This window comes from Streptomyces bauhiniae, from assembly GCF_004784475.1.
GTDB lineage: Bacteria > Actinomycetota > Actinomycetes > Streptomycetales > Streptomycetaceae > Streptomyces > Streptomyces seoulensis.
In genome coordinates this window covers 217,639-237,872 of sequence record NZ_SRRT01000001.1, presented here as the reverse complement: position 1 = coordinate 237,872, position 20,234 = coordinate 217,639, and the positions used below count along the sequence as shown (strand labels likewise).

The 20,234-nt window shown below is 71.5% G+C and carries 18 protein-coding genes; 7 read left to right on the top strand and 11 right to left on the bottom strand.

The window, feature by feature from the left end; translation table 11 throughout:
- Nucleotides 1-420 precede the first annotated feature (420 nt).
- Nucleotides 421-2,127, bottom strand: a complete 1,707-nt coding sequence (locus E5083_RS01230; RefSeq protein WP_135783718.1) for a glycerol-3-phosphate dehydrogenase/oxidase — start codon at nt 2,125-2,127, stop codon at nt 421-423.
- Nucleotides 2,128-2,431: 304 nt separating this feature from the next.
- Here E5083_RS01230 and E5083_RS01225 point away from each other — a divergent pair, with 304 nt between their 5' ends.
- The gene (locus E5083_RS01225; RefSeq protein WP_135783717.1) at nt 2,432-3,634 is read left to right on the top strand and encodes a nucleotide sugar dehydrogenase; all 1,203 of its coding nucleotides are present in this window, start codon (nt 2,432-2,434) and stop codon (nt 3,632-3,634) included.
- Between the two features lie 55 nt (nt 3,635-3,689).
- Here the strand turns inward: E5083_RS01225 and E5083_RS01220 are convergent, their stop codons facing one another.
- The 4 genes from E5083_RS01220 to E5083_RS01205 all read right to left on the bottom strand — a co-directional run bounded on the left by E5083_RS01220 (nt 3,690) and on the right by E5083_RS01205 (nt 8,521).
- A complete protein-coding gene (locus tag E5083_RS01220) occupies nt 3,690-4,814 on the bottom strand; it encodes a GuaB3 family IMP dehydrogenase-related protein (protein ID WP_030811813.1) in 1,125 nt (374 codons plus the stop codon).
- Nucleotides 4,815-4,951: 137 nt separating this feature from the next.
- The gene (gene guaB / locus E5083_RS01215) at nt 4,952-6,460 is read right to left on the bottom strand and encodes an IMP dehydrogenase (RefSeq protein ID WP_135783716.1); all 1,509 of its coding nucleotides are present in this window, start codon (nt 6,458-6,460) and stop codon (nt 4,952-4,954) included.
- Between the two features lie 133 nt (nt 6,461-6,593).
- Entirely contained in the window at nt 6,594-7,181 is a 588-nt protein-coding gene (locus E5083_RS01210) for a sigma-70 family RNA polymerase sigma factor (protein WP_030811807.1), read from the bottom strand.
- A 728-nt stretch (nt 7,182-7,909) separates the two neighbouring features.
- On the bottom strand, nt 7,910-8,521 hold the full coding sequence (locus E5083_RS01205; RefSeq protein WP_003948568.1) for a response regulator transcription factor: 612 nt from the start codon (nt 8,519-8,521) through the stop codon (nt 7,910-7,912).
- A 381-nt stretch (nt 8,522-8,902) separates the two neighbouring features.
- Between E5083_RS01205 and E5083_RS01200 the strand changes: the two genes are divergently transcribed.
- The gene (locus E5083_RS01200) at nt 8,903-9,226 is read left to right on the top strand and encodes a WhiB family transcriptional regulator (protein ID WP_030811804.1); all 324 of its coding nucleotides are present in this window, start codon (nt 8,903-8,905) and stop codon (nt 9,224-9,226) included.
- Between the two features lie 63 nt (nt 9,227-9,289).
- Here the strand turns inward: E5083_RS01200 and E5083_RS01195 are convergent, their stop codons facing one another.
- Nucleotides 9,290-10,189, bottom strand: a complete 900-nt coding sequence (locus E5083_RS01195; protein ID WP_135783715.1) for a LysR family transcriptional regulator — start codon at nt 10,187-10,189, stop codon at nt 9,290-9,292.
- An 80-nt stretch (nt 10,190-10,269) separates the two neighbouring features.
- Between E5083_RS01195 and E5083_RS01190 the strand changes: the two genes are divergently transcribed.
- Nucleotides 10,270-10,938 (top strand): MOSC domain-containing protein, encoded by a 669-nt coding sequence (locus E5083_RS01190; protein WP_135783714.1) that lies wholly within the window; start codon nt 10,270-10,272, stop codon nt 10,936-10,938.
- Nucleotides 10,939-10,980: 42 nt separating this feature from the next.
- Nucleotides 10,981-11,754 carry an SDR family NAD(P)-dependent oxidoreductase gene (locus E5083_RS01185; protein WP_135783713.1) on the top strand — a complete coding sequence of 258 codons (774 nt, stop codon included), beginning with the start codon at nt 10,981-10,983 and terminating at the stop codon, nt 11,752-11,754.
- A gap of 87 nt (nt 11,755-11,841) precedes the next feature.
- Here E5083_RS01185 and groL read toward each other — a convergent pair whose 3' ends face one another.
- From groL to E5083_RS01165, 4 genes are all read right to left on the bottom strand, one after another.
- Nucleotides 11,842-13,464, bottom strand: coding sequence for a chaperonin GroEL (groL, locus tag E5083_RS01180; protein WP_135783712.1), 1,623 nt, complete (start codon nt 13,462-13,464; stop codon nt 11,842-11,844).
- A gap of 117 nt (nt 13,465-13,581) precedes the next feature.
- Nucleotides 13,582-13,890: a co-chaperone GroES gene (groES, locus tag E5083_RS01175; protein ID WP_135783711.1), complete on the bottom strand. Its 309-nt coding sequence runs from the start codon at nt 13,888-13,890 to the stop codon at nt 13,582-13,584.
- A 323-nt stretch (nt 13,891-14,213) separates the two neighbouring features.
- Nucleotides 14,214-14,717 carry a hypothetical protein gene (locus E5083_RS01170; RefSeq protein WP_135783710.1) on the bottom strand — a complete coding sequence of 168 codons (504 nt, stop codon included), beginning with the start codon at nt 14,715-14,717 and terminating at the stop codon, nt 14,214-14,216.
- A complete protein-coding gene (locus tag E5083_RS01165; protein ID WP_135783709.1) occupies nt 14,714-15,628 on the bottom strand; it encodes a polysaccharide deacetylase family protein in 915 nt (304 codons plus the stop codon). Before E5083_RS01165 ends, E5083_RS01170 begins: the two co-directional genes overlap by 4 nt.
- 90 nt (nt 15,629-15,718) lie before the next feature.
- Here E5083_RS01165 and E5083_RS01160 point away from each other — a divergent pair, with 90 nt between their 5' ends.
- Nucleotides 15,719-16,903: a class I SAM-dependent methyltransferase gene (locus E5083_RS01160; RefSeq protein WP_425276681.1), complete on the top strand. Its 1,185-nt coding sequence runs from the start codon at nt 15,719-15,721 to the stop codon at nt 16,901-16,903.
- A 25-nt stretch (nt 16,904-16,928) separates the two neighbouring features.
- Here E5083_RS01160 and E5083_RS01155 read toward each other — a convergent pair whose 3' ends face one another.
- Nucleotides 16,929-17,951 carry a LacI family DNA-binding transcriptional regulator gene (locus tag E5083_RS01155; RefSeq protein ID WP_167513427.1) on the bottom strand — a complete coding sequence of 341 codons (1,023 nt, stop codon included), beginning with the start codon at nt 17,949-17,951 and terminating at the stop codon, nt 16,929-16,931.
- Nucleotides 17,952-18,069: 118 nt separating this feature from the next.
- Between E5083_RS01155 and E5083_RS01150 the strand changes: the two genes are divergently transcribed.
- Together E5083_RS01150 and E5083_RS01145 are read left to right on the top strand one after the other, a co-directional pair.
- Nucleotides 18,070-19,377 (top strand): ABC transporter substrate-binding protein, encoded by a 1,308-nt coding sequence (locus tag E5083_RS01150; protein ID WP_135783706.1) that lies wholly within the window; start codon nt 18,070-18,072, stop codon nt 19,375-19,377.
- Nucleotides 19,374-20,234 (top strand): carbohydrate ABC transporter permease, encoded by an 861-nt coding sequence (locus E5083_RS01145; RefSeq protein WP_244317346.1) that lies wholly within the window; start codon nt 19,374-19,376, stop codon nt 20,232-20,234. The genes E5083_RS01150 and E5083_RS01145 overlap by 4 nt, the downstream gene beginning before the upstream one ends.

Genomic DNA, 20,234 nt, shown 5'->3' with positions numbered 1-20,234 from the left:
GTCGGCGGCCCCTGTGAACCAGATGTTCCAGTTGCCGGGATGATGTCCCCCGGCGCGGCAGGAGCCAGGGATGCCGACCCTTCGGACAGTCCTGTCCATACCGGTTCTCGTGGCTCTGCTGCTCACCCCCAACACCGGCTTTCCCTGTCCGGCACAGTCGAACGGAACCTCCCCGGACTCCTGCCCCGACTCCGCGCCGGGACACGGCACTCCGGCGGCGAATCCAGCCCCACCCGGCGCACCCTTCTCCTCCGCACCAGCGGCATCACCGGCTGCGCCGAATCCGCCCGCGCGGCACCAGGCCCCCATGTCTAACGGGCCCTGCCCGCCCCCGAGTTGTGCCCCCACACCCCCTTGAACGAGCGGGCCGGGAACGGAGATCCCGCACCCGGCCACTCGTTCGAGTGAATGGACCTCGCCCTACAGCGGGACGATGTCCGGCGCCCCCAGCCGGGCCGCGTCCGCCGTGAGGTCGTCGGGCTGGCGCTGGGACTCGCGCTCGGCCTCGACCCGCTTCTCGTAGTGCTCGACCTCGCGGGCGATCTGGTCCTCGTCCCACCCGAGCACCGGTGCCATCAGCTCGGCGGCCTCGCGGGCGCTGCGGGTGCCCCGGTCGAAGGTCTCGATGGAGATGCGGGTGCGGCGGGTGAGGACGTCGTCCAGGTGCCGGGCGCCCTCGTGGGAGGCGGCGTAGACGATCTCGGCGCGCAGGTAGTCGTCCGCGTATCGCAGGGGTTCGCCGAGGGTGGGGTCGGCGGCTATCAGGTCGAGGAGCTGGTCGGCCATCGAGCCGTACCGGTTCAGCAGGTGCTCGACGCGGGCCACGTGCAGGCCGCTGCGCTCGGCTATGCGCTCGCGGGCGTTCCACATCGCCGGGTAGCCCTCGGCGCCGAGCAGCGGGATCTCCTCGGTGACGGAGTCGGCCACCCTGCGGTCCAGGCCGTGCACCGCCGCGTCCACGGCGTCCTCCGCCATCACCCGGTATGTCGTGTACTTGCCGCCCGCGACGACCACCAGGCCGGGCACCGGGTGGGCCACGGTGTGCTCGCGGGACAGCTTGCTGGTGGCCTCGGACTCGCCGGCCAGCAGGGGGCGCAGGCCCGCGTAGACGCCCTCGACGTCGTCACGGGTGAGCGGTACCGCGAGGACCGAGTTGACGTGCTCCAGCAGGTAGTCGATGTCGGCGCTGGACGCGGCCGGGTGGGCCTTGTCGAGGTCCCACGCGGTGTCGGTGGTGCCGACGATCCAGTGCCGGCCCCAGGGGATGACGAAGAGGACGGACTTCTCGGTCCGCAGGATCAGGCCGGTGCTGGAGTGGATGCGGTCCTTGGGCACGACCAGGTGGATGCCCTTGGACGCCTTGACGTGGAACTGGCCGCGCTCTCCCACCAGGCCCTGGGTGTCGTCGGTCCACACCCCGGTGGCGTTGACCACCTGGCGGGCGCGGATCTCGTACTCCCCGCCGCCCTCCACGTCCTCCACCCGGACCCCGACCACCCGCTCGCCCTCGCGCAGGAACCCGGTGACGCGGGCGCGGTTGGCGACCTTGGCGCCGTAGGACGCGGCGGTGCGGACCAGGGTGGCGACGAAGCGGGCGTCGTCCACCTCGGCGTCGTAGTACTGCAGGGCGCCGACCAGGGCGTCCTTGCGCAGGCAGGGGGCGACGCGCAGGGCGCGGGTGCGGCTGAGGTGGCGGTGCGTGGGCAGGCCGCGGCCGTGGCCCTTCGCCATGGACATCACGTCGTACAGGGCGACGCCGGTGCCCGCGTACAGGCGCTCCCAGCCGCGGTGCTGGAGGGGGTAGAGGAACGGGACCGGTTTGACCAGGTGCGGGGCGAGGCGCTCCAGCAGCAGGCCGCGCTCCTTCAGTGCCTCGCGGACGAGCGGGAAGTCGAGCATCTCCAGATAGCGCAGGCCGCCGTGTATCAGCTTGCTGGACCGGCTGGAGGTGCCGGACGCCCAGTCCCGCGCCTCGATCAGGCCGGTGGACAGGCCACGGGTGGCCGCGTCCAGGGCGGTGCCCGCGCCCACGATGCCGCCGCCGACCACCAGCACGTCCAGTTCGCGCTCGGCCATCTCCGCCAGTGCCTCGGCGCGCTGCGCCGGGTCTAGGGTCGCTGTCCTCACCGCTGCCTCCCGCTCTCGCAAACCCCCTGATGGGCCGCGCCCGGTGCGGCGCCGCCCCTTCGTCCCCTCCTCATGCCCAGAACCTCATGCTCAAAAGTGTGGCGGGCCCGGCCGGGTTCGGCCACCACGGGCCCCCAGCCTGTGGACAACCTGCGTGTATCGCCCCGAGACACCCGGAAGACACACGAACACAATCACACATAACGGTCATATTTGTACCTAGTCTGACTGTGCGCTCGCTCAGGCGGTCCACCGGGCTTGCGCACCATTCCCACTTCGGCTATCGGGAAGGACGGCCCACGCCATGCCCGCAGATCTCGCCGTCATCGGACTCGGTCCCTACGGCCTGCCGCTGGCCCAGGCCGCCGTCGCCGCAGGCATCCCCACCATCGGGTACGCCACCGGCCCCGAGGCGGGGTCGCTCAGCCCCGCCGAACTGCGCCGGATGCGCTCCACCGGCTTTAGGCCCAGCACCGACCCCGCCCAGCTCGGCCGGGTCCGCACCGCCGTCATCTGCGCGCCCACCCCGCGCGGGGCCGACGGCGAACTCGACCTCGGCCAGGTCGAGGCGGCCGCCCGCACGCTGGCCGAGCGGCTGCGCCCGCACACCACGGTCATCCTGGAGTCGCCCGTCCTGCCCGGCACCACCGAGGAACTGCTGCGGCCGATCCTGGAGCGGGGCTCCGGACTGCGCGCCGGGCGCGACTTCCACCTCGCCTACTCCCCCAGCCGGACCGACCCCGGCAGCCGCGACCACGCTCCCGCCCCGAGGGTCATCGGCGGCCTCACCCCGGCCTGCACCGAGTCGGCCGCCGCGTTCTACGGCCGGCTCACCGACAAGGTGGTCCGCGCGCGGGGGCTGCGCGAGGCGGAGGCGGTACTGCTGCTGGAGACCAACTTCCGGCACGTCAACATCGCGCTCGTCAACGAGATGGCCGTCGTCTGCCACGAGCTGGGCGTCGACCTGTGGGACGTGATCCGCTGCGCGGAGACCAAGCCGTTCGGCTTCCAGGCGTTCCGACCGGGGCCGGGCGTCGGCGGCCACGGTGTGCCGCAGGACCTCACCGGGCACGCCAGCCGGGGCCTGCGCATGGTGGAGCTGGCCCAGCAGGTCAACGAACGCATGCCGCACTACGTCGTCCAGCGCGCCGCCGCCCTCCTCAACGAGCACGGCAAGTCCGCCCGCGGCGCCCGCGTCCTCCTCCTCGGCGTCACCTACAAGGCCGACCTCGCCGACCAGCAGGGCGCCCCCGCCCACGAGATCGCCGTCCGCCTGATGGAACTCGGCGCCTCCATCAGCTACCACGACCCCCACATCCCCGCCTGGCACGTCCTGGACCGCCCCGTCCCCCGCGCCGACTCCCTCTACGAAGCAGCAGCCGCCGCCGACCTCACCCTCCTCCTCCAACCCCACCGCACCTACGACCTCCAGGGCCTCTCCGTAAAAGCCCAACTCCTCCTCGACACCCGAGGAGCAACCCCGACGGGCGCGGCGCACCGCCTCTGAGCGCGCACGAAAGGGCCCGGTCGAGATGACCGGGCCCTTTCAGCGTAAGAAGAGATCAGCGGCGGTGCTGGCTGTCCGCGACCGTTACCTCCACCCGCTGGAATTCCTTCAGTTCGCTGTAGCCCGTGGTGGCCATGGCGCGGCGGAGGGCGCCGAAGAAGTTCATGGAGCCGTCGGGGGTGCGGGAGGGGCCGGTGAGGACCTCCTCGAGGGTGCCGACGGTGCCGAGGTCGACCTTCTGGCCGCGCGGCAGCTCCTCGTTGACCGCCTCCATGCCCCAGTGGTGGCCCTTGCCGGGCGCGTCCGTGGCACGGGCCAGCGGGGAGCCCATCATCACCGCGTCGGCGCCGCAGGCGATCGCCTTGGGCAGGTCGCCGGACCAGCCGACCCCGCCGTCCGCGATCACGTGCACGTACCGGCCGCCGGACTCGTCCATGTAGTCGCGGCGGGCGGCGGCCACATCGGCGACCGCGGTCGCCATCGGGACCTGGATGCCCAGCACGTTGCGCGTGGTGTGCGCGGCGCCGCCGCCGAAGCCGACCAGCACACCCGCCGCGCCGGTGCGCATCAGGTGCAGGGCCGCGGTGTACGTGGCGCAGCCGCCGACGATCACCGGCACGTCCAGCTCGTAGATGAACTGCTTCAGGTTCAGCGGCTCGTGCGAGGAGGACACGTGCTCCGCCGACACCGTGGTGCCGCGGATGACGAAGATGTCCACGCCCGCGTCGACGACCGCCTTGGAGAACTCGGCGGTGCGCTGCGGGGAGAGCGCGGCGGCCGTGACCACACCGGCGTCCCGCACCTCCTTGATGCGCTGCCCGATCAGCTCCTCCTTGACCGGAGCCGCGTAGATCTCCTGGAGGCGGCGGGTGGCGGCCTCGGCCGGCAGCTCCGCGATCTCGTCCAGCAGCGGCTGCGGGTCCTCGTGCCGGGTCCACAGACCCTCGAGGTTGAGGACGCCGAGGCCCCCCATCTCACCGATGCGGATCGCGGTGGCCGGGGAGACGACCGAGTCCATGGGAGCGGCCAGGAACGGCAGCTCGAAGCGGTAGGCGTCGATCTGCCAGGCGATCGAGACCTCCTTCGGGTCCCGCGTACGGCGGCTGGGGACGACGGCGATGTCGTCGAAGGCGTACGCCCGGCGGCCGCGCTTGCCGCGCCCGATCTCGATCTCAGTCACGTCATGCCTTTCCCTGATGCTTACAGCGTCTTCCAGTATCCCCGACGGGGCCCGCGATGGCCGTCCCCGGCGAAGCGGAGGGCGGTCCCGGATGCTCCGGGACCGCCCTCGTCACGACCGGCACGCGTGCGCGTGCGTCACTTCTTGCTGCTGTAGTTCGGCGCCTCGACCGTCATCTGGATGTCGTGCGGGTGGCTCTCCTTGAGACCCGCCGAGGTGATCCGGACGAACCGGCCGTTGTCCTGCAGCTCCGGGACGGTACGGCCGCCGACGTAGAACATCGACTGGCGCAGACCGCCGACGAGCTGGTGCACCACGGAGGACAGCGGACCGCGGTAGGGCACCTGGCCCTCGATGCCCTCGGGGATCAGCGCCTCGTCGGAGGCGACGCCCTCCTGGAAGTACCGGTCCTTGGAGAACGACTTGCGGTCGCCGCGCGTCTGCATCGCGCCCAGCGAGCCCATGCCCCGGTACGACTTGAACTGCTTGCCGTTGATGAACAGCAGCTCGCCCGGCGACTCCTCGCAGCCCGCGAGCAGCGAGCCCAGCATCACCGTGTCGGCGCCCGCGACCAGGGCCTTGGCGATGTCACCGGAGTACTGCAGACCACCGTCGCCGATGACCGGGACCCCGGCCTCCTTGGCGGCCAGCGCGGCCTCGTAGATCGCGGTGACCTGCGGGACACCGACGCCGGCGACCACACGCGTGGTGCAGATCGAGCCGGGGCCGACGCCCACCTTGATGCCGTCAGCGCCCGCGTCCACCAGCGCCTGGGCGCCGTCACGGGTCGCGATGTTGCCGCCGATGACGTCGACGCCGGAGGAGTTGGACTTGATCTTGGCGATCATGTCGCCGACCAGCCGGGAGTGACCGTGCGCGGTGTCGACGACGATGAAGTCGGCGCCCGCCTCGATCAGCGCCTGGGCGCGCTCGAAGGAGTCGCCGGCCACGCCGACCGCCGCGCCGACCAGCAGCCGGCCCTCGGAGTCCTTGGCCGCGTTCGGGTACTGCTCGGCCTTGACGAAGTCCTTGACCGTGATCAGACCCTTGAGCACACCGCGGTCGTCGACCAGCGGCAGCTTCTCGATCTTGTGCTTGCGCAGCAGCTCCATGGCCTCCGGGCCGGAGATGCCGACCTTGCCGGTGACCAGCGGCATCGGCGTCATGACCTCGTGGACACGCCGGGCGCGGTCGGTCTCGAAGGCCATGTCGCGGTTGGTGACGATGCCGAGCAGCTTCTTGTCGTTGTCCGTCACCGGCACACCGCTGATCCGGAACCGGGCGCACAGCGCGTCGGCCTCGGCGAGCGTGGCCTCCGGGTGGATGGTGATCGGGTCGGTGACCATCCCCGACTCGGACCGCTTCACCAGGTCGACCTGGTTGGCCTGGTCCTCGATGGACAGATTGCGGTGCAGCACGCCCACGCCGCCCTGACGGGCCATGGCGATCGCCATGCGGGACTCGGTCACCTTGTCCATGGCCGCGGACAGCAGCGGGATGTTGACCCGCACGTTCCGGGAGACGTACGAGGCGGTGTCGATGTCGTCGGGCGCCATGTCCGACGAGCCCGGCAGCAGCAGCACGTCGTCGTAGGTCAGCCCGAGTGTCTGGAATTTACCGGGCACTCCGTCGACGTTGGCAGTCATGACACCTTCCCCAAATGGCCTTGATCGGTGCGGATGTCCATGCTAACGGGAAGCGTCGTGAGCAAATTCCACGCTACGGGGGCGCTTCAGGCTTCGTATGTTCGTACGAATTTCAGTACGGGAGCCTCGTGGGCTACTGCTCGGCCAGGGCGCGCAGGCGGCTCAGCGCGCGGTGCTGGGCCACTCGTACCGCTCCTGGTGACATTCCCAACATCTGCCCTGTCTCCTCCGCGGTCAAGCCCACGGCGATCCGGAGCAGCAGCAGTTCGCGCTGGTTCTCGGGGAGGTTGGCCAGCAGCTTCTTCGCCCAGGCGGCGTCGGAGCTGAGCAGGGCGCGCTCCTCGGGGCCCAGGGAGTCGTCGGGGCGCTCCGGCATCTCGTCCGAGGGGACGGCGGTGGAGCCGGGGTGGCGCATCGCGGCGCGCTGGAGGTCGGCCACCTTGTGGGAGGCGATGGCGAAGACGAACGCCTCGAAGGGGCGGCCGGTGTCGCGGTAGCGCGGCAGGGCCAGCAGCACCGCCACGCAGACCTCCTGGGCGAGGTCCTCCACGAAGTGGCGGGCGTCGCCGGGCAGCCGGGACAGGCGGGTGCGGCAGTAGCGCAGGGCGAGGGGGTGGACGTGTGCGAGCAGGTCGTGCGTGGCCTGCTCGTCCCCGTCGACGGCACGGTGTACCAGGGGGCCGATCGGCCCGGGGGCCGTGCCCGCCTCGTCGTCGCGCATCGGTCCATGGTGCCTTGCGGCCGTCCGGTCCGTGGCATCGCGTTCGTGGTTGTGCACCGAAGCGTTATGAGCAGGTGCGCCGGCACTCATCTCCTGCGCCCTCCCCTTCCGCTCGTTTTCCGCTCGCTCGACTCGTCCCCGAGAGACTCCACACCTCAAGGATGCGGCATCCCCACCGAAACAAGCAGCACGCGGTCCCTCGCGGGGCTCGAACGGAACCGTTTCCGCCACGCGCGCCTCCGGCGGGGGCGGCACGGGGGTGCCCGTGAGCAGCGGTGTCTCCGGTGAAGCGGCTCAGCCCTGACGGACGGGTACCGCCTTCGGCCGACGGCGGCTCCGCCGGGCCGCGCGGACGAACAGCACCTCCGGCGCCCGACCACGCCGAGCCGCATCCGGCACCGGCCGCGACCGGCCCCGCCCGACGACTCTCACCCGAGCCGGCGTGGCCGCCGCCGCGAAGCGCACCGCCGCAGGCGGGACTCGACCCGCGCCCGGCGGCCACCCGGCCGCCAACCACGAGCGCACCCCCGGCATCGGCGGACACCGAATCCACTGCCGGCGCCCCCGGCGAACCGGACCAACGAGCCCCGCCCGCACCGGCCGAGAGCACCCCGGCGAGAACACCCGGCCCGGCACCGGCCAGGACCACCACCGGGCGCCCGCACACACCCTCCGACGCCCGCCAGGACCCCCACGGCCAAGGCCGAGCGCAGCGGCCGCGCACTGCGTTACCGGACCAGTCCCCAGCGGAAGCCGAGTGCCACCGCGTGGGCGCGGTCCGAGGCGCCGAGCTTCTTGAACAGGCGCCGGGCGTGGGTCTTGACGGTGTCCTCGGAGAGGAACAGCTCGCGGCCGATCTCCGCGTTGGAGCGGCCGTGACTCATGCCCTCCAGCACCTGGATCTCGCGCGCGGTGAGCGTGGGCGCCGCGCCCATCTCGGCCGAGCGCAGCCGGCGCGGGGCCAGCCGCCAGGTCGGGTCGGCGAGGGCCTGCGTCACCGTCGCCCGCAGCTCGGCGCGGGAGGCGTCCTTGTGCAGGTAGCCCCGCGCACCCGCGGCGACCGCGAGGGCGACGCCGTCGAGGTCCTCGGCGACGGTCAGCATGATGATGCGCGCGCCCGGATCGGCGGACAGCAGACGGCGCACGGTCTCGACGCCGCCCAGTCCGGGCATGCGTACGTCCATGAGAATGAGGTCGGAGCGGTCGGCGCCCCAGCGGCGGAGGACTTCCTCGCCGTTGGCAGCCGTCGTCACGCGCTCGACGCCGGGCACGGTCGCAACCGCGCGGCGAAGCGCCTCTCGGGCAAGCGGGGAGTCGTCGCAGACGAGGACGGAAGTCATGACCGCCCTCCGGAGCTGATGCGCGTCACCTTGAGCCTCCAGGCTGGTACGGAATCGTCACCTGTGCGGTCGACCGTCTCGGACGCCTGCCCGAGCACTTGTGTTTTCAACCGCCTCCGCACTCTCAACGACGGTCACCCGAAAGAGTTACGGGTCGGCGTACTGACTTCGGCACTCTACGTGAGGGCTCCGACACAGTGCCGTCACGCGCGGCGGACCCACAGGTTTTCCGCACAACCTGTGCCCCATTTAGTCGCTTTTGGTCCCATTTCTCAGTGTCTGAGGCTAGATTCGCAATGAGTCATATTTTCATCTCCTTAGACCGGAGATGTACGGTCGAAGGCACGGTATCCGCCCAGAACGGCTACAAGGGGTCACGTAATGGCAGATTTCTCCCGCCTTCCCGGACCGAACGCGGACCTGTGGGACTGGCAGTTGCTGGCAGCCTGCCGAGGGGTGGACAGCTCGCTCTTCTTCCACCCGGAGGGCGAGCGCGGTGCGGCGCGGAGTGCACGTGAGAACTCGGCCAAGGAGGTCTGCATGCGGTGCCCGGTCCGAGCGCAGTGCGCGGCCCACGCGCTGGCGGTGCGTGAGCCGTACGGCGTCTGGGGCGGGCTGACCGAGGACGAGCGCGAAGAGCTGATGGGCCGGGCGCGCAACCGCCTGGTGTCCACCACCAGCGGGGGCCCCGGCTCCCACGCCTGAAGGAACGTTTCTGCATCCATCCGGGCACGCACCCGCGTGCCCCTGAGCCGTGCCCAGCCCTTTCTAGCCCCGCGAGGCCGCCCTGCCGAGCTGTTCCAGTGTCGCGGCCACGGCCGGGACCTGGGCCAGGTCGGGGAGGGTGAGGGCGACGATCTCCCGTCGTACCGCGGGCTCCAGCCGGACCACGCGCACTCCCCTGGGCCGTACCGACTCCACCGCGAGCTGGGGCAGTACGGCCACGCCCAGGCCGGCGCCGACCAGGCCGACCACGGCCGGGTAGTCGTCGGTGGCGAAGTCGATGCGGGGGGTGAACCCGGCGCCCTCGCAGACCTGCACGAGTTGCCCCCGGCAGCGCGGGCAGCCCGCGATCCAGGGCTCCTCGGCCAGCTCCCCGATGGCGACGGACTCGGCGCCCGCCAGCCGGTGCCGCTCGGGGACCAGGGCGACCAGACGGTCCGTCAGCAGCCGTCGTACCACCAGGTCGTCCCACTCCTCGGTGGCGGGGGCGCCCTGGTAGCGGAAGGCGAGGGCCACGTCGCAGTCGCCCTCGCGCAGCAGCTCGACCGACCGCGGCGGCTCGGCCTCCTCCAGGGAGACGCGGGTGCCGGGGTGGGCGGCGCGCAGGGCGGCCAGCGCGGTGGGGACCAGGGTGGAGGTGCCGCTGGGGAAGGAGACCAGCCGGACCCGGCCCGCGCGCAGACCCGCGATGGCGGCGACCTCCTCCTCGGCGGCGGTGAGCCCGGCGAGGATGCCGGAGGCGTGCCTGACCAGGGCCTCCCCGGCCTGGGTCAGCCGCATCTCGCGGCCGCCCCGGACCAGCAGCGGGGTGCCTACGGAGGCTTCGAGGGCCTTCATCTGCTGGCTGACGGCGGGCTGGGTGCAGCCCAGTTCGCGCCCCGCCGCCGAGAAGGAACCGGTGGCGGCGACGGCGCGCAGGACGCGGAGATGGCGGGCCTCGATCACCCTTCGAGCATAAGCGGTGCTTGGGAGAGGGACCCGATATCGCGTCGACGCTTTGGGCGACGGTCACGTACCGTGCGCGCATGAAGCTTCTCTCCGTCAATCTGGGGCGACCCCGCGCCGTGCCGTACACCGACCAGGCCGAGGGGGTGACGGGCATCGACAAGCGGCCCGTCGAGGGCCCGGTGCGGGTGGCGGCGCCGGGGCCGAAGGGGGTCGGCGGCAGCGGGCTGGCCGGGGACGCGGTGTGCGAGCTGCGCCATCACGGCGGGGACGACCAGGCGGTGTACGCCTTCGCGCGCGAGGACCTGGACGACTGGGAGCGCGAGCTGGGCCGGCCGCTGTCCAACGGTTTCTTCGGGGAGAACCTGACCACCGAGGGGCTGGACGTCTCCGGGGCGCTGATCGGGGAGCGCTGGCGGATCGGGTCCGAGGTGGTGCTGGAGGTGACGTCGGGGCGGATTCCGTGCCGGACGTTCCAGGGCCATATGGCCGAGCCGGGCTGGGTGAAGAGGTTCACCCGGAAGGCCGTCACGGGGGCCTACCTGCGGGTGATCGAGCCGGGGGAGATACGGGCGGGGGACGTGGTGGAGATCGTGCACCGGCCGGAGCACGGGGTGACGGCGGCGACGCAGTTCCGCGCGGTGACCACCGAGCGGGAGCTGCTGCCGTCGCTGCTCGCGGCGGGCGACGCCCTGCACGGCGAGGCCCTCGCCAAGGTCCACAAGTACCTGGCGGACCAGGCACGCTGAGCGGCCGTCACCACGGACCGGTGGCCGCCCTACTCTTGGGCCATGACAACGGCTCTGATTACGGGATCGACCGCGGGCATCGGCGCCGCGTTCGCACGGCGGCTGGCGGCGGACGGGCACGACCTGGTGCTGGTGGCGCGCGACACGGCGCGGCTGCGGGAGCAGGCGACCGAGTTGCACGACCGGCACGGCATCGAGGCGGAGGTGCTGACCGCCGACCTCGCCGAGGACAAGGGCATCGAGACGGTGGCCGAGCGGCTCGGTGACCGCAAGCACCCGGTCGACCTGCTGGTCAACAACGCCGGGTTCGGCAACAAGGGCCGCTATCTCGACGTCTCCATGGCCGACGAGCTGCGCATGATCAAGGTCCACTGCGAGGCGGTGCTCCGGCTGACCTCGGCGGCCGCGGAGGCGATGCGGGAGCGCGGGCGCGGCGGGGTGGTGAACGTCGCCTCGGTGGCGGCCTTCGTCCCGCGCGGTACGTACGGCGCCTCGAAGGCGTGGGTCGTGCAGTTCACCCAGGGCGCGGCGAAGGACCTCGCGGGCACCGGGGTCCGGCTGATGGCGCTCTGCCCCGGCTTCGTCCGCACCGAGTTCCACGAACGGGCCGGCATGGGCACGGACAACATCCCCGGCTGGATGTGGCTCGACGCCGACAAACTCGTCGCCTCCGCCCTGACCGACCTCGCCCGCAACAAGACCGTCTCCATCCCCGACCCCCGCTACAAGACCCTCATGGGCCTGGCGAAGATCGCCCCCCGCAACCTCCTGGGCGGAATCAGCGCCCGCACGGGGCGCAAGTACGGGCCGCGCTGACCAAGGCCGACCCGGAGCCGGGACAGCACTTCGCCCCGCCAGGAGAACCCGGCGGGGCGAAGTCGCGTGCCCTAAAGGGCTGTTGCCTTAGTGGGAGTGGCCGTGGCTGTGGCCGGCCGGGGCCTCTTCCTCTTCCTTCTTCTCGACGACCAGGGTCTCGGTCGTGAGGAGGAGGGAGGCGATGGAGGCGGCGTTCTCCAGGGCGGAGCGGGTGACCTTGACCGGGTCGATGACGCCGGCCTTGACCAGGTCGCCGTACTCGCCGGTGGCCGCGTTGTAGCCCTGGCCCTTCTCCATGTCCTTGACCTTGGAGACGATGACGTAGCCCTCCTGGCCGGCGTTCTCGCCGATCCAGCGCAGCGGCTCGACGACGGCGTTGCGGACGACGCTCACGCCGGTGGCCTCGTCGCCGGTCTTGCCGAGACCGTCCTGGAGGACCTTCGCGGAGTGGACCAGCGCGGAACCGCCACCGGAGACGATGCCCTCCTCGACCGCGGCGCGGGTCGCGGAGATGGCGTCCTCCAGACGGTGCTTCTTCTCCTTCAGCTCCACCTCAGTGGCGGCGCCGACCTTGATCACGCACACGCCGCCGGCCAGCTTGGCGAGGCGCTCCTGGAGCTTCTCGCGGTCCCAGTCGGAGTCGGTGTTCTCGATCTCGGCCTTGATCTGGTTGACGCGGCCCGTGAGGTCGGCCGCGTTGCCGCCGCCCTCGACGATCGTGGTGTCGTCCTTGGTGACGGTCACGCGGCGGGCGGTGCCCAGCACGTCGAGACCGGCCTGGTCGAGCTTGAGGCCGACCTCCTCGGAGATGACGGTGGCGCCGGTGAGGACGGCCATGTCCTGCAGCATCGCCTTGCGGCGGTCGCCGAAGCCGGGGGCCTTCACCGCGACGGCGTTGAAGGTGCCGCGGATCTTGTTGACCACCAGGGTCGACAGGGCCTCGCCCTCGACGTCCTCGGCGATGATCAGCAGCGGCTTCGAGGCGTTGGTCTGAATGATCTTCTCGAGCAGCGGGAGCAGCTCGGTGATCGAGGAGATCTTGCCCTGGTTGATCAGGATGTACGGGTCGTCGAGGACGGCCTCCATACGCTCCTGGTCGGTGACGAAGTACGGGGACAGGTAGCCCTTGTCGAAGGCCATGCCCTCGGTGAAGTCCAGCTCCAGACCGAAGGTGTTGGACTCCTCGACGGTGATGACACCGTCCTTGCCGACCTTGTCCATGGCCTCGGCGATCAGCTCGCCGACCTGCTGGTCCTGGGCGGACAGCGCGGCGACGGCGGCGATGTCGGACTTCTCGTCGATCGGGCGCGCGGAGGCGAGCAGGTCCTCGGAGACGGCCTTGACGGCGGCGTCGATGCCCTTCTTCAGGGCGGCCGGGGACGCGCCGGCGGCGACGTTCTTCAGACCCTCGCGGACCAGGGCCTGGGCGAGCACGGTGGCGGTGGTGGTGCCGTCACCCGCGATGTCGTTGGTCTTGGTCGCCACCTCCTTCACGAGCTGGGCGCCGAGGTTCTCGAACGGGTCCTCGATCTCGACCTCACGGGCGATCGTGACACCGTCGTTGGTGATGGTCGGCGCGCCGAACTTCTTGTCGATGACGACATTGCGGCCGCGGGGGCCGATCGTCACCTTCACCGTGTCGGCCAGCTTGTTGACGCCGCGCTCAAGGGCGCGACGGGCGTCCTCGTCGAACTTCAGTGTCTTCGCCATGACAGCGGGAGCCCTCTCGGAAAATCTGGGTGGATGTGCCTGCGCCCCCGGCCGCCCGGCTTCGTTACGGTCGCGGGAACCAGGGGCGCAGTGGTGAAGCAGATGCTTCGGGGTGAACTACTTCTCGATGACCGCGAGAACGTCGCGGGCCGAGAGGACGAGGTACTCGTCGCCGTTGTACTTCACCTCGGTGCCGCCGTACTTGCTGTACAGCACGATGTCGCCGACCTTGACGTCGAGCGGCAGGCGCTCGCCGTTCTCGAAGCGGCCCGGACCGACGGCGAGGACGGCGCCCTCCTGGGGCTTCTCCTTCGCGGTGTCCGGAATGACCAGGCCCGAGGCCGTGGTCTGCTCGGCGTCCAGCGGCTGGACCACGATGCGGTCCTCGAGCGGCTTGATGGCAACCTTGGAGCTGGCGGTCGTCACGATCCGACCTCCCCCTTCTGAGAATTCACGGGGTTGACTGTCTGAGGTGGCGACCAGGTCGATCCGTCGTCGCGGGTGCCGGACCTGCCCGTCGCTTTGTTGGCACTCTCGCGTGCCGAGTGCCAGTGCCGAGACTATGACCGGGGTTAGCACTCGGTCAAGCGGAGTGCCAATTGCCGTGCGGCGCGTCGGGGATGGGTGCCTGTTTTGCTTGGCTTCACTGTGCCGTTGGACCGCGTGCCGTCCAGGGGGCTGCCGCCCCCGGGCCCCCCGCTTCGGCCCTGGACGGGCCTCGTCCTCAAGCGCCGGACGGGCTGGAGTGCCTAGAGGTAGTCGGTCAGCTTTCCCGGCGTCAGGCCCCGTTCCCGGGCCTCCTTCAGCACTCGCGCCGTGCGCCCGGCCAGGCCGCCCTCGCCGTCCGGGGTGATGCGGATGATGTCGCCGGGGGTCAGGTGTTCGGGGGTGCCCCGGTAGGCGAGGCCGTGGCGGGTGGTTCTGGCGCGCCAGTGGGCGGGGGCTTCGGCGTGGGTGAAGACGGTGACCGGGAGGTGGAGTTCGCCGATCAGGGTGGCCAGTCTTCGGTCGCGTACGGCTTCCTCGTCGTAGGTCAGGAAGACGACCCGGTCGGTCGTGGCCACGTGGTCCACCGCGCGCGTCCCTGTGCGGACCGAGAGGGGGCGGGCCGAGTGGCGGACGGTCTGCGCGGCCTTTTTGCCGAGGCGTTCGATGGGGTCGACCGACTGGGCGCAGCCGGTGAGCAGCAGTGCGGCCGAGGCGAGCGCGAGGGCCCGTGCCGCACGGTGGGCCGGCCGCGCCCCGCGCCTCACAGGTAGTCCTCCAGACGAGCCACGGCGTATCCCTCGCGGGTGACCTTGTTGAGGAAGCGGCGCATGTCGTCGACCATCGTGCCGTCCCACTCGTCGGTGCCCCGGAAGTGGGTGAGGACGATGTCGCCCTTGCGCAGTTGCTTGTCGTCCTCGCGGTACTCCCAGTGGTCGACGAAGACCTCCTCGTTCCAGATCGGCGCGTACTTGATGCCGCAGGACTTGGCCGCGCGCAGGGTGTCCTGGTTGTAGTCGCCGTAGGGCGGGCGCAGCACCTCGGGGCGCTTGCCGTACTGCTTCTCCATGATGTCCTGCATGCCGCAGATCTCCTGGCGCTGCTGCTCGTACGAGAGGCCGGGCAGGTACGGGTGCGTCAGGGTGTGGTTGTCGAGCGTGTTGCCGTACGCCTGGCTCTTGCGGAAGTAGCCGTAGTCGTCCTTCACCAGGTAGTCGCTGAGGAAGGCGGTGTACGGGACCTTCAGCTCCCGCATCATCTGAAGGAACCGGGGGTCCTTCTCGGCGCCGTCGTCAATGGTGAGGAAGACGATCTTCTTGTCGGTGGGGACGGTGGTGAAGACCGGGGGGAGGTTCTCGTCCTCCTGGTGGTCCACCTCGAAGCCCGCGCGCGCGGTGATCCTCGGCTTGACCTTCGGCGGGGCCGGAGCCGCCAGCGGCACCTGGTCGAGCCGCCACTTGCGGGCCGCGGCCACCATGCGGCGCTGCTCCGCGAGGCGGGCCGAGGCGGCGTCGGGGGCCTTGGCGGGGCCACCCTGCCCGGCGGGGGCGGAGCCGGAGGAGCCGGCGTCCGAGCAGCCGGTGAGTACGGCGGCGGTGGCCAGCGCGGCGACCGAGCAGCGCACGGCCAGGGACCGGGAACTGGCCCGGAATTTGTCATTTTGTCCTACATGTCGCATGGTGCCGGATCTTGGCAGGACCCCGCCCCGATCCCGGCCCGACACCGCCGCCGGAGGCGTACGGTCCACCGACTGGCCCACAATGAGCCGGTGAACGACCAGCTCTCCGCCCTCCAGGGATTCCACGCGCTGCGCACCGACGAGGGCCGGGCCCTCCTCGACGAGGTGCGCGGCACCGCGCCGGCCGACGAACTCGCCGTGGCCACCCGGCTGCGCCGCACCCACCCGGCGGGGCTGGTCTCGGCCGCGCTCGGCCAGGCCCGGCTGCGGCAGCGGGCGGAGGCCAAGTTCGGTGCGGAGGACGCGCAGGCGATGTTCTTCACGCCCAACGGGGTCGAGCAGTCGACGCGGGCGAGCGTGGCCGCGTACCGCGCGGAGCGGATGCGGGCGCTCGGGGTCACCTCGGTGGCCGACCTGTGCTGCGGGATCGGCGGCGACGCCCTCGCCCTGGCCCGCGCGGGCATCCGGGTCCTCGCGGTGGACCGGGACCCGCTGACCGCGGCCGTCGCGCGGGCCAACGCCGAAGTGCTGGGCCTCGGCGACCTGATCGAGGTGCGCGAGGCCGACGTCACCGAGGTCGGCACCGCCGGATACGACGCGGTGTTCGTGGACCCCGCCCGGCGTGGCGGACGCGGCCGGATCTTCGACCCGGAGGCGTACTCACCGCCCCTGTCCTGGGCCGTGGCGACCGCGCTCGCCGCGCCCCGCGCCGCCCTGAAGATCGCGCCCGGCATCCCGCACGAGGCGGTGCCCGCCGAGGCCGAGGCGGAGTGGATCTCGGACGGGGGTGACGTGAAGGAGGCCGTGCTCTGGTTCGGCACCGGAGCACCGGGCGGTGTCCGCGCCACCCTGCTCCCCGGCCCGCGCACCCTTCAGGGCTGGGGCCTGCCCGACCCGGCGGTCCGCACGCCCGGCCGGTACCTGTACGAGCCGGACGGCGCGGTGATCCGGGCCCATCTGGTCGCGGAGGTCGCCGAGGAGCTGGACGGCGGCCTGCTGGACGAGACGATCGCCTACATCACCGCCGACGAACTCCGCCCGACCCCGTACGCCACCGCCTACGAGATCACCGACCGGATGCCGTTCAACGTCAAGAAGCTGAAGGCGCTGCTGCGGGAGCGCGGGGTCGGCAATCTGACCGTGAAGAAGCGCGGCTCGGCGGTGGAGCCGGAGGAGCTGCGGCGGAAGGTCAAGCCGCAGGGGCCCAATGCCGCGACCGTGTTCATGACCCGCGTGGCGGGCGCGCCGACCATGCTGATCGGGCACCCGGCCTAGCCGCTCCGAAAGTTTCGAAACGCCGTCAGGGTGCCGCCGTGCTCGACCGGACCACCAGGCTGGTCGCCAGCTCCAGCCGGGTCGCCGTGCGCTCCCGCTCTCCTCGTCCCAGCTCCAGCACCAGCCGCGCCGCCGCCTCGGCCATCTCGGTCAGCGGCTGGCGCACGGTGGTGAGCGGCGGCCCCACCCAGCGGGCGACGGGCAGGTCGTCGAAGCCGACGACGCTCACGTCCTCCGGTACCCGCAGCCCGAGTTCGCGGGCGGCCTCGTACAGGCCGAGCGCCTGGAGGTCGTTGCCCGCGAAGACGGCCGTGGGCCGGTCGGGGCGGCCGAGCAGGTCGAGGCCGAGGCGGTGGCCGGACTCGTGGTGGAAGTCGCCCTCCCGGATCAGCGCCGGGTCGGCGGGCAGCCCGGCGGTCTCCAGCGCGGCCCGGTAGCCGTCGAGGCGGGCGCGGGCGCACATCATGCGCGAGGGCCCGCCGATCGCGCCGATCCGGGTGTGGCCGAGGTCGATCAGATGCCGGGTGGCGGCGAGCCCGCCCTGCCAGTTGGTGGCGCCGACCGAGGGCACGTCGGCCCCCGGATCGCCCGCCGGGTCCATCACCACGAACGGTACGGAACGGCTGGTCAGCAGGGCCTGCTGGGCCGCGTCGAGCCCGGACAGCACCAGGATCACCCCGTGCGGCCGGCGTCCGGCCACCTGGTCGGCCCAGGTCCGCCCCGGTGTGAGGCGCCCGGCGCTCTCGGAGAGGACCACGCTCAGCCCGGCGTCGCGGGCCACGTTCTCCACGCCCCGGATGACCTCCATCGCCCAGGCGCTCTCCAGTTCGTGGAAGACCAGGTCGATCAGCGGGGAGCGGGTCACCTCGGCCCGCCTGCGCCGGTAGCCGTGGGTGCGCAGCAGCTCCTCGACGCGGGTACGGGTGGCCGCGGCCACGTCGGCCCGGCCGTTCAGCACCTTCGAAACAGTCGGAGCCGACACCCCGGCCTCTCGGGCGATCTCGGCGAGCGTGGCGCTCCGCTTCGCTGCGGTCTTCGGCGGTTCCATGGCCGTGATCGTAGCCCTGCGCGACCCCTTGACGAACCCTCAGGACGGCCTTACGTTCCCGGAACATTCGAGTTGTCGCTCGAAACTTTCGATCGCGATCGTGAGGGGTGCCCGGCACATGGAGACCTACAGCAGACGCTGGTTCCTCGGCGCGGGCACCACCGCCCTCGTCTCGGCCGCCGGGCTCACCGCCTGCGGCTCGGGCGGCTCCGGCGGCTCGGACGGCACCCTCACCGCGTTCGTGTACGGCGACGACGCGGCGAAGGTGCAGGCGAAGGCGGTCTCCCGGTTCAACTCCTCGGCGGCGGCCCGCGAGACCAAGGGCAGCCTGAAGCTGGAGAAGGTGCCCGGCGCGGAGTACCCGGCCAAGCTGCGCACCGCGATGGGCTCCCCCAACGCCCCGGACGTGTTCTTCAACTGGGGCGGCGGCTCCATCAAGGCGTACCGGGAGGCCGGCCAGATCCTCGACCTCACCGGCACCATCGCCGGTGACCCGGTGCTGAAGGACGGCTTCCTGCCCTCGGTCCTCGATGCCGGCGCGCTCGGCGGCCGGAAGTACGGCATCCCGATGCGCGGCATGCAGCCGGTGGTCCTCTTCTACAACAAGACCCTGTTCGCCGAGCACGGCCTGAAGCCGCCCGCCACCTGGGACCAGCTCCTCGACAACAACGCCAGGCTCAAGAAGGCCGGGATCACCCCGTTCGCCCTCGGCGGCGCCGACATCTGGCCCGAACTCATGTGGCTGGAGTACCTGGTGGACCGGATCGGCGGCCCGGAGGTCTTCGACCGGGTCAAGAACGGCGACCCGGCCGGCTGGGGCGACCCCGCCGTGCTGAAGGCCGCCCGGACGGTACGCGAACTCGTCGACGACGGCGCCTTCGGCAAGGGTTTCAGCTCGGTCGCGTACACCAACGGCGGGGCCCCGGCGGCGCTCGCCAAGGGCAAGGCGGCGATGCATCTGATGGGGTCCTGGGAGTACTCCACCCAGCTCGGCAAGTTCCCCGACTTCGCCCGGAAGCACCTGGGCTGGTGCGCGTTCCCGGAGTTCGACGGCGGTGCCGGGGACATCCGCAACGTGGTCGGCAACCCCACCAACTACTGGTCCGTGAACACCCGTACCCGCAACAAGGACGCCGCGCTCGCCTTCCTGCGGACCTGCGCCTCGGACACCTACGCCCGCGAGCTGATCGCCAACGGCGACGTGCCCGCCACCGCCGGTGCCGACAAGCTCCTGGACGCCTCCCCCAGCCCCGACTTCGCCCGCTTCCAGTACCGGATGGTCCGCGAGGCCCCCGCCTTCACGCTGAGCTGGGACCAGGCGGTCGACCCGGACGCGGCCACCCCGATGCTCACCGAGGTCAACAAGCTGTTCGTCGGCAAGTCGTCGCCGGAGCGATTCGTGGCGGCGCTGAAGGAGCTGAAGTGAGCCACCAGCGAGGCGCCGGACGCCCGCACCCCTCCTGGGCGCTGCCCGCCGTGCTGTTCTTCGGCTTCTTCGCCCTGGTCCCGATGGCCCTGGCGTTCGGGCTGTCCTTCACCTCCTGGAACGGCCTGGGCGAGCCCCGCCCGGCCGGACTCGCCAACTGGCACGCCCTGCTGACCGACGGCCGGCTGACCCGCTCGCTGGCCGTCACCGTCGCGCTGACCGTGGTGAGCTGCGCCTTCCAGACGACCGCCGCCCTGCTCCTCGGCGTCTGGGCGGCGGGCCCGCAGCGCAACCGGGCAGTGCTCTCGGCGGTCTTCTTCGTCCCGTTCCTGCTCTCCTCGACCGCCGTCTCGCTGCTGTTCTACGCCCTCCTCGACCCCAACTTCGGCATCGTGCCCGGCGACACCCTCGGCACCACCTCCGGGGCGTTCCTCGCCCTGGTCTTCGTCGGCGGCTGGCAGTTCATCCCGTTCCACACCCTGATCTACCAGGGCGGCGCCCGGCAGATCCCCGAGGTGCTCTACCAGGCGGCCGCGATCGACGGCGCCGGACGCCTGCGCCGGTTCCGCTCCATCACGCTCCCCCAGCTCCGCAACACCGCGGCGACCTCGCTGGTGCTGATGGTGGTCGGCTCGCTGACCTACTTCGAGACCGTGCTGATCCTCACCCAGGGCGGCCCCGGCACCGACACCGCGATCCTGCCGTACCTGATGTACGAGGCGGGCTTCAAGAGTTACGACTTCGGCTACGCGAGCGCCATCGCGTCCTTCCTCGTCGTGGCCGCCACCGCGCTGTCGCTGCTGCTGGTCCGGGTGACCGGCTTCGGCGCCATGCGCAGCACCCGGGAAGGGATGTGA

Excerpts from the sequence above, each read along its gene's own strand:
- E5083_RS01225 (WP_135783717.1), top strand. The coding sequence starts at position 2,432 with ATGCCCGCAGATCTCGCCGTCATCGGACTCGGTCCCTACGGCCTGCCG.
- guaB (WP_135783716.1), bottom strand. The coding sequence starts at position 6,460 with ATGACTGCCAACGTCGACGGAGTGCCCGGTAAATTCCAGACACTCGGG.
- E5083_RS01210 (WP_030811807.1), bottom strand. The coding sequence starts at position 7,181 with ATGCGCGACGACGAGGCGGGCACGGCCCCCGGGCCGATCGGCCCCCTG.
- E5083_RS01205 (WP_003948568.1), bottom strand. The coding sequence starts at position 8,521 with ATGACTTCCGTCCTCGTCTGCGACGACTCCCCGCTTGCCCGAGAGGCG.
- E5083_RS01200 (WP_030811804.1), top strand. The coding sequence starts at position 8,903 with ATGGCAGATTTCTCCCGCCTTCCCGGACCGAACGCGGACCTGTGGGAC.
- E5083_RS01190 (WP_135783714.1), top strand. The coding sequence starts at position 10,270 with ATGAAGCTTCTCTCCGTCAATCTGGGGCGACCCCGCGCCGTGCCGTAC.
- E5083_RS01185 (WP_135783713.1), top strand. The coding sequence starts at position 10,981 with ATGACAACGGCTCTGATTACGGGATCGACCGCGGGCATCGGCGCCGCG.
- groL (WP_135783712.1), bottom strand. The coding sequence starts at position 13,464 with ATGGCGAAGACACTGAAGTTCGACGAGGACGCCCGTCGCGCCCTTGAG.
- E5083_RS01165 (WP_135783709.1), bottom strand. The coding sequence starts at position 15,628 with ATGCGACATGTAGGACAAAATGACAAATTCCGGGCCAGTTCCCGGTCC.
- E5083_RS01155 (WP_167513427.1), bottom strand. The coding sequence starts at position 17,951 with ATGGAACCGCCGAAGACCGCAGCGAAGCGGAGCGCCACGCTCGCCGAG.
- E5083_RS01150 (WP_135783706.1), top strand. The coding sequence starts at position 18,070 with ATGGAGACCTACAGCAGACGCTGGTTCCTCGGCGCGGGCACCACCGCC.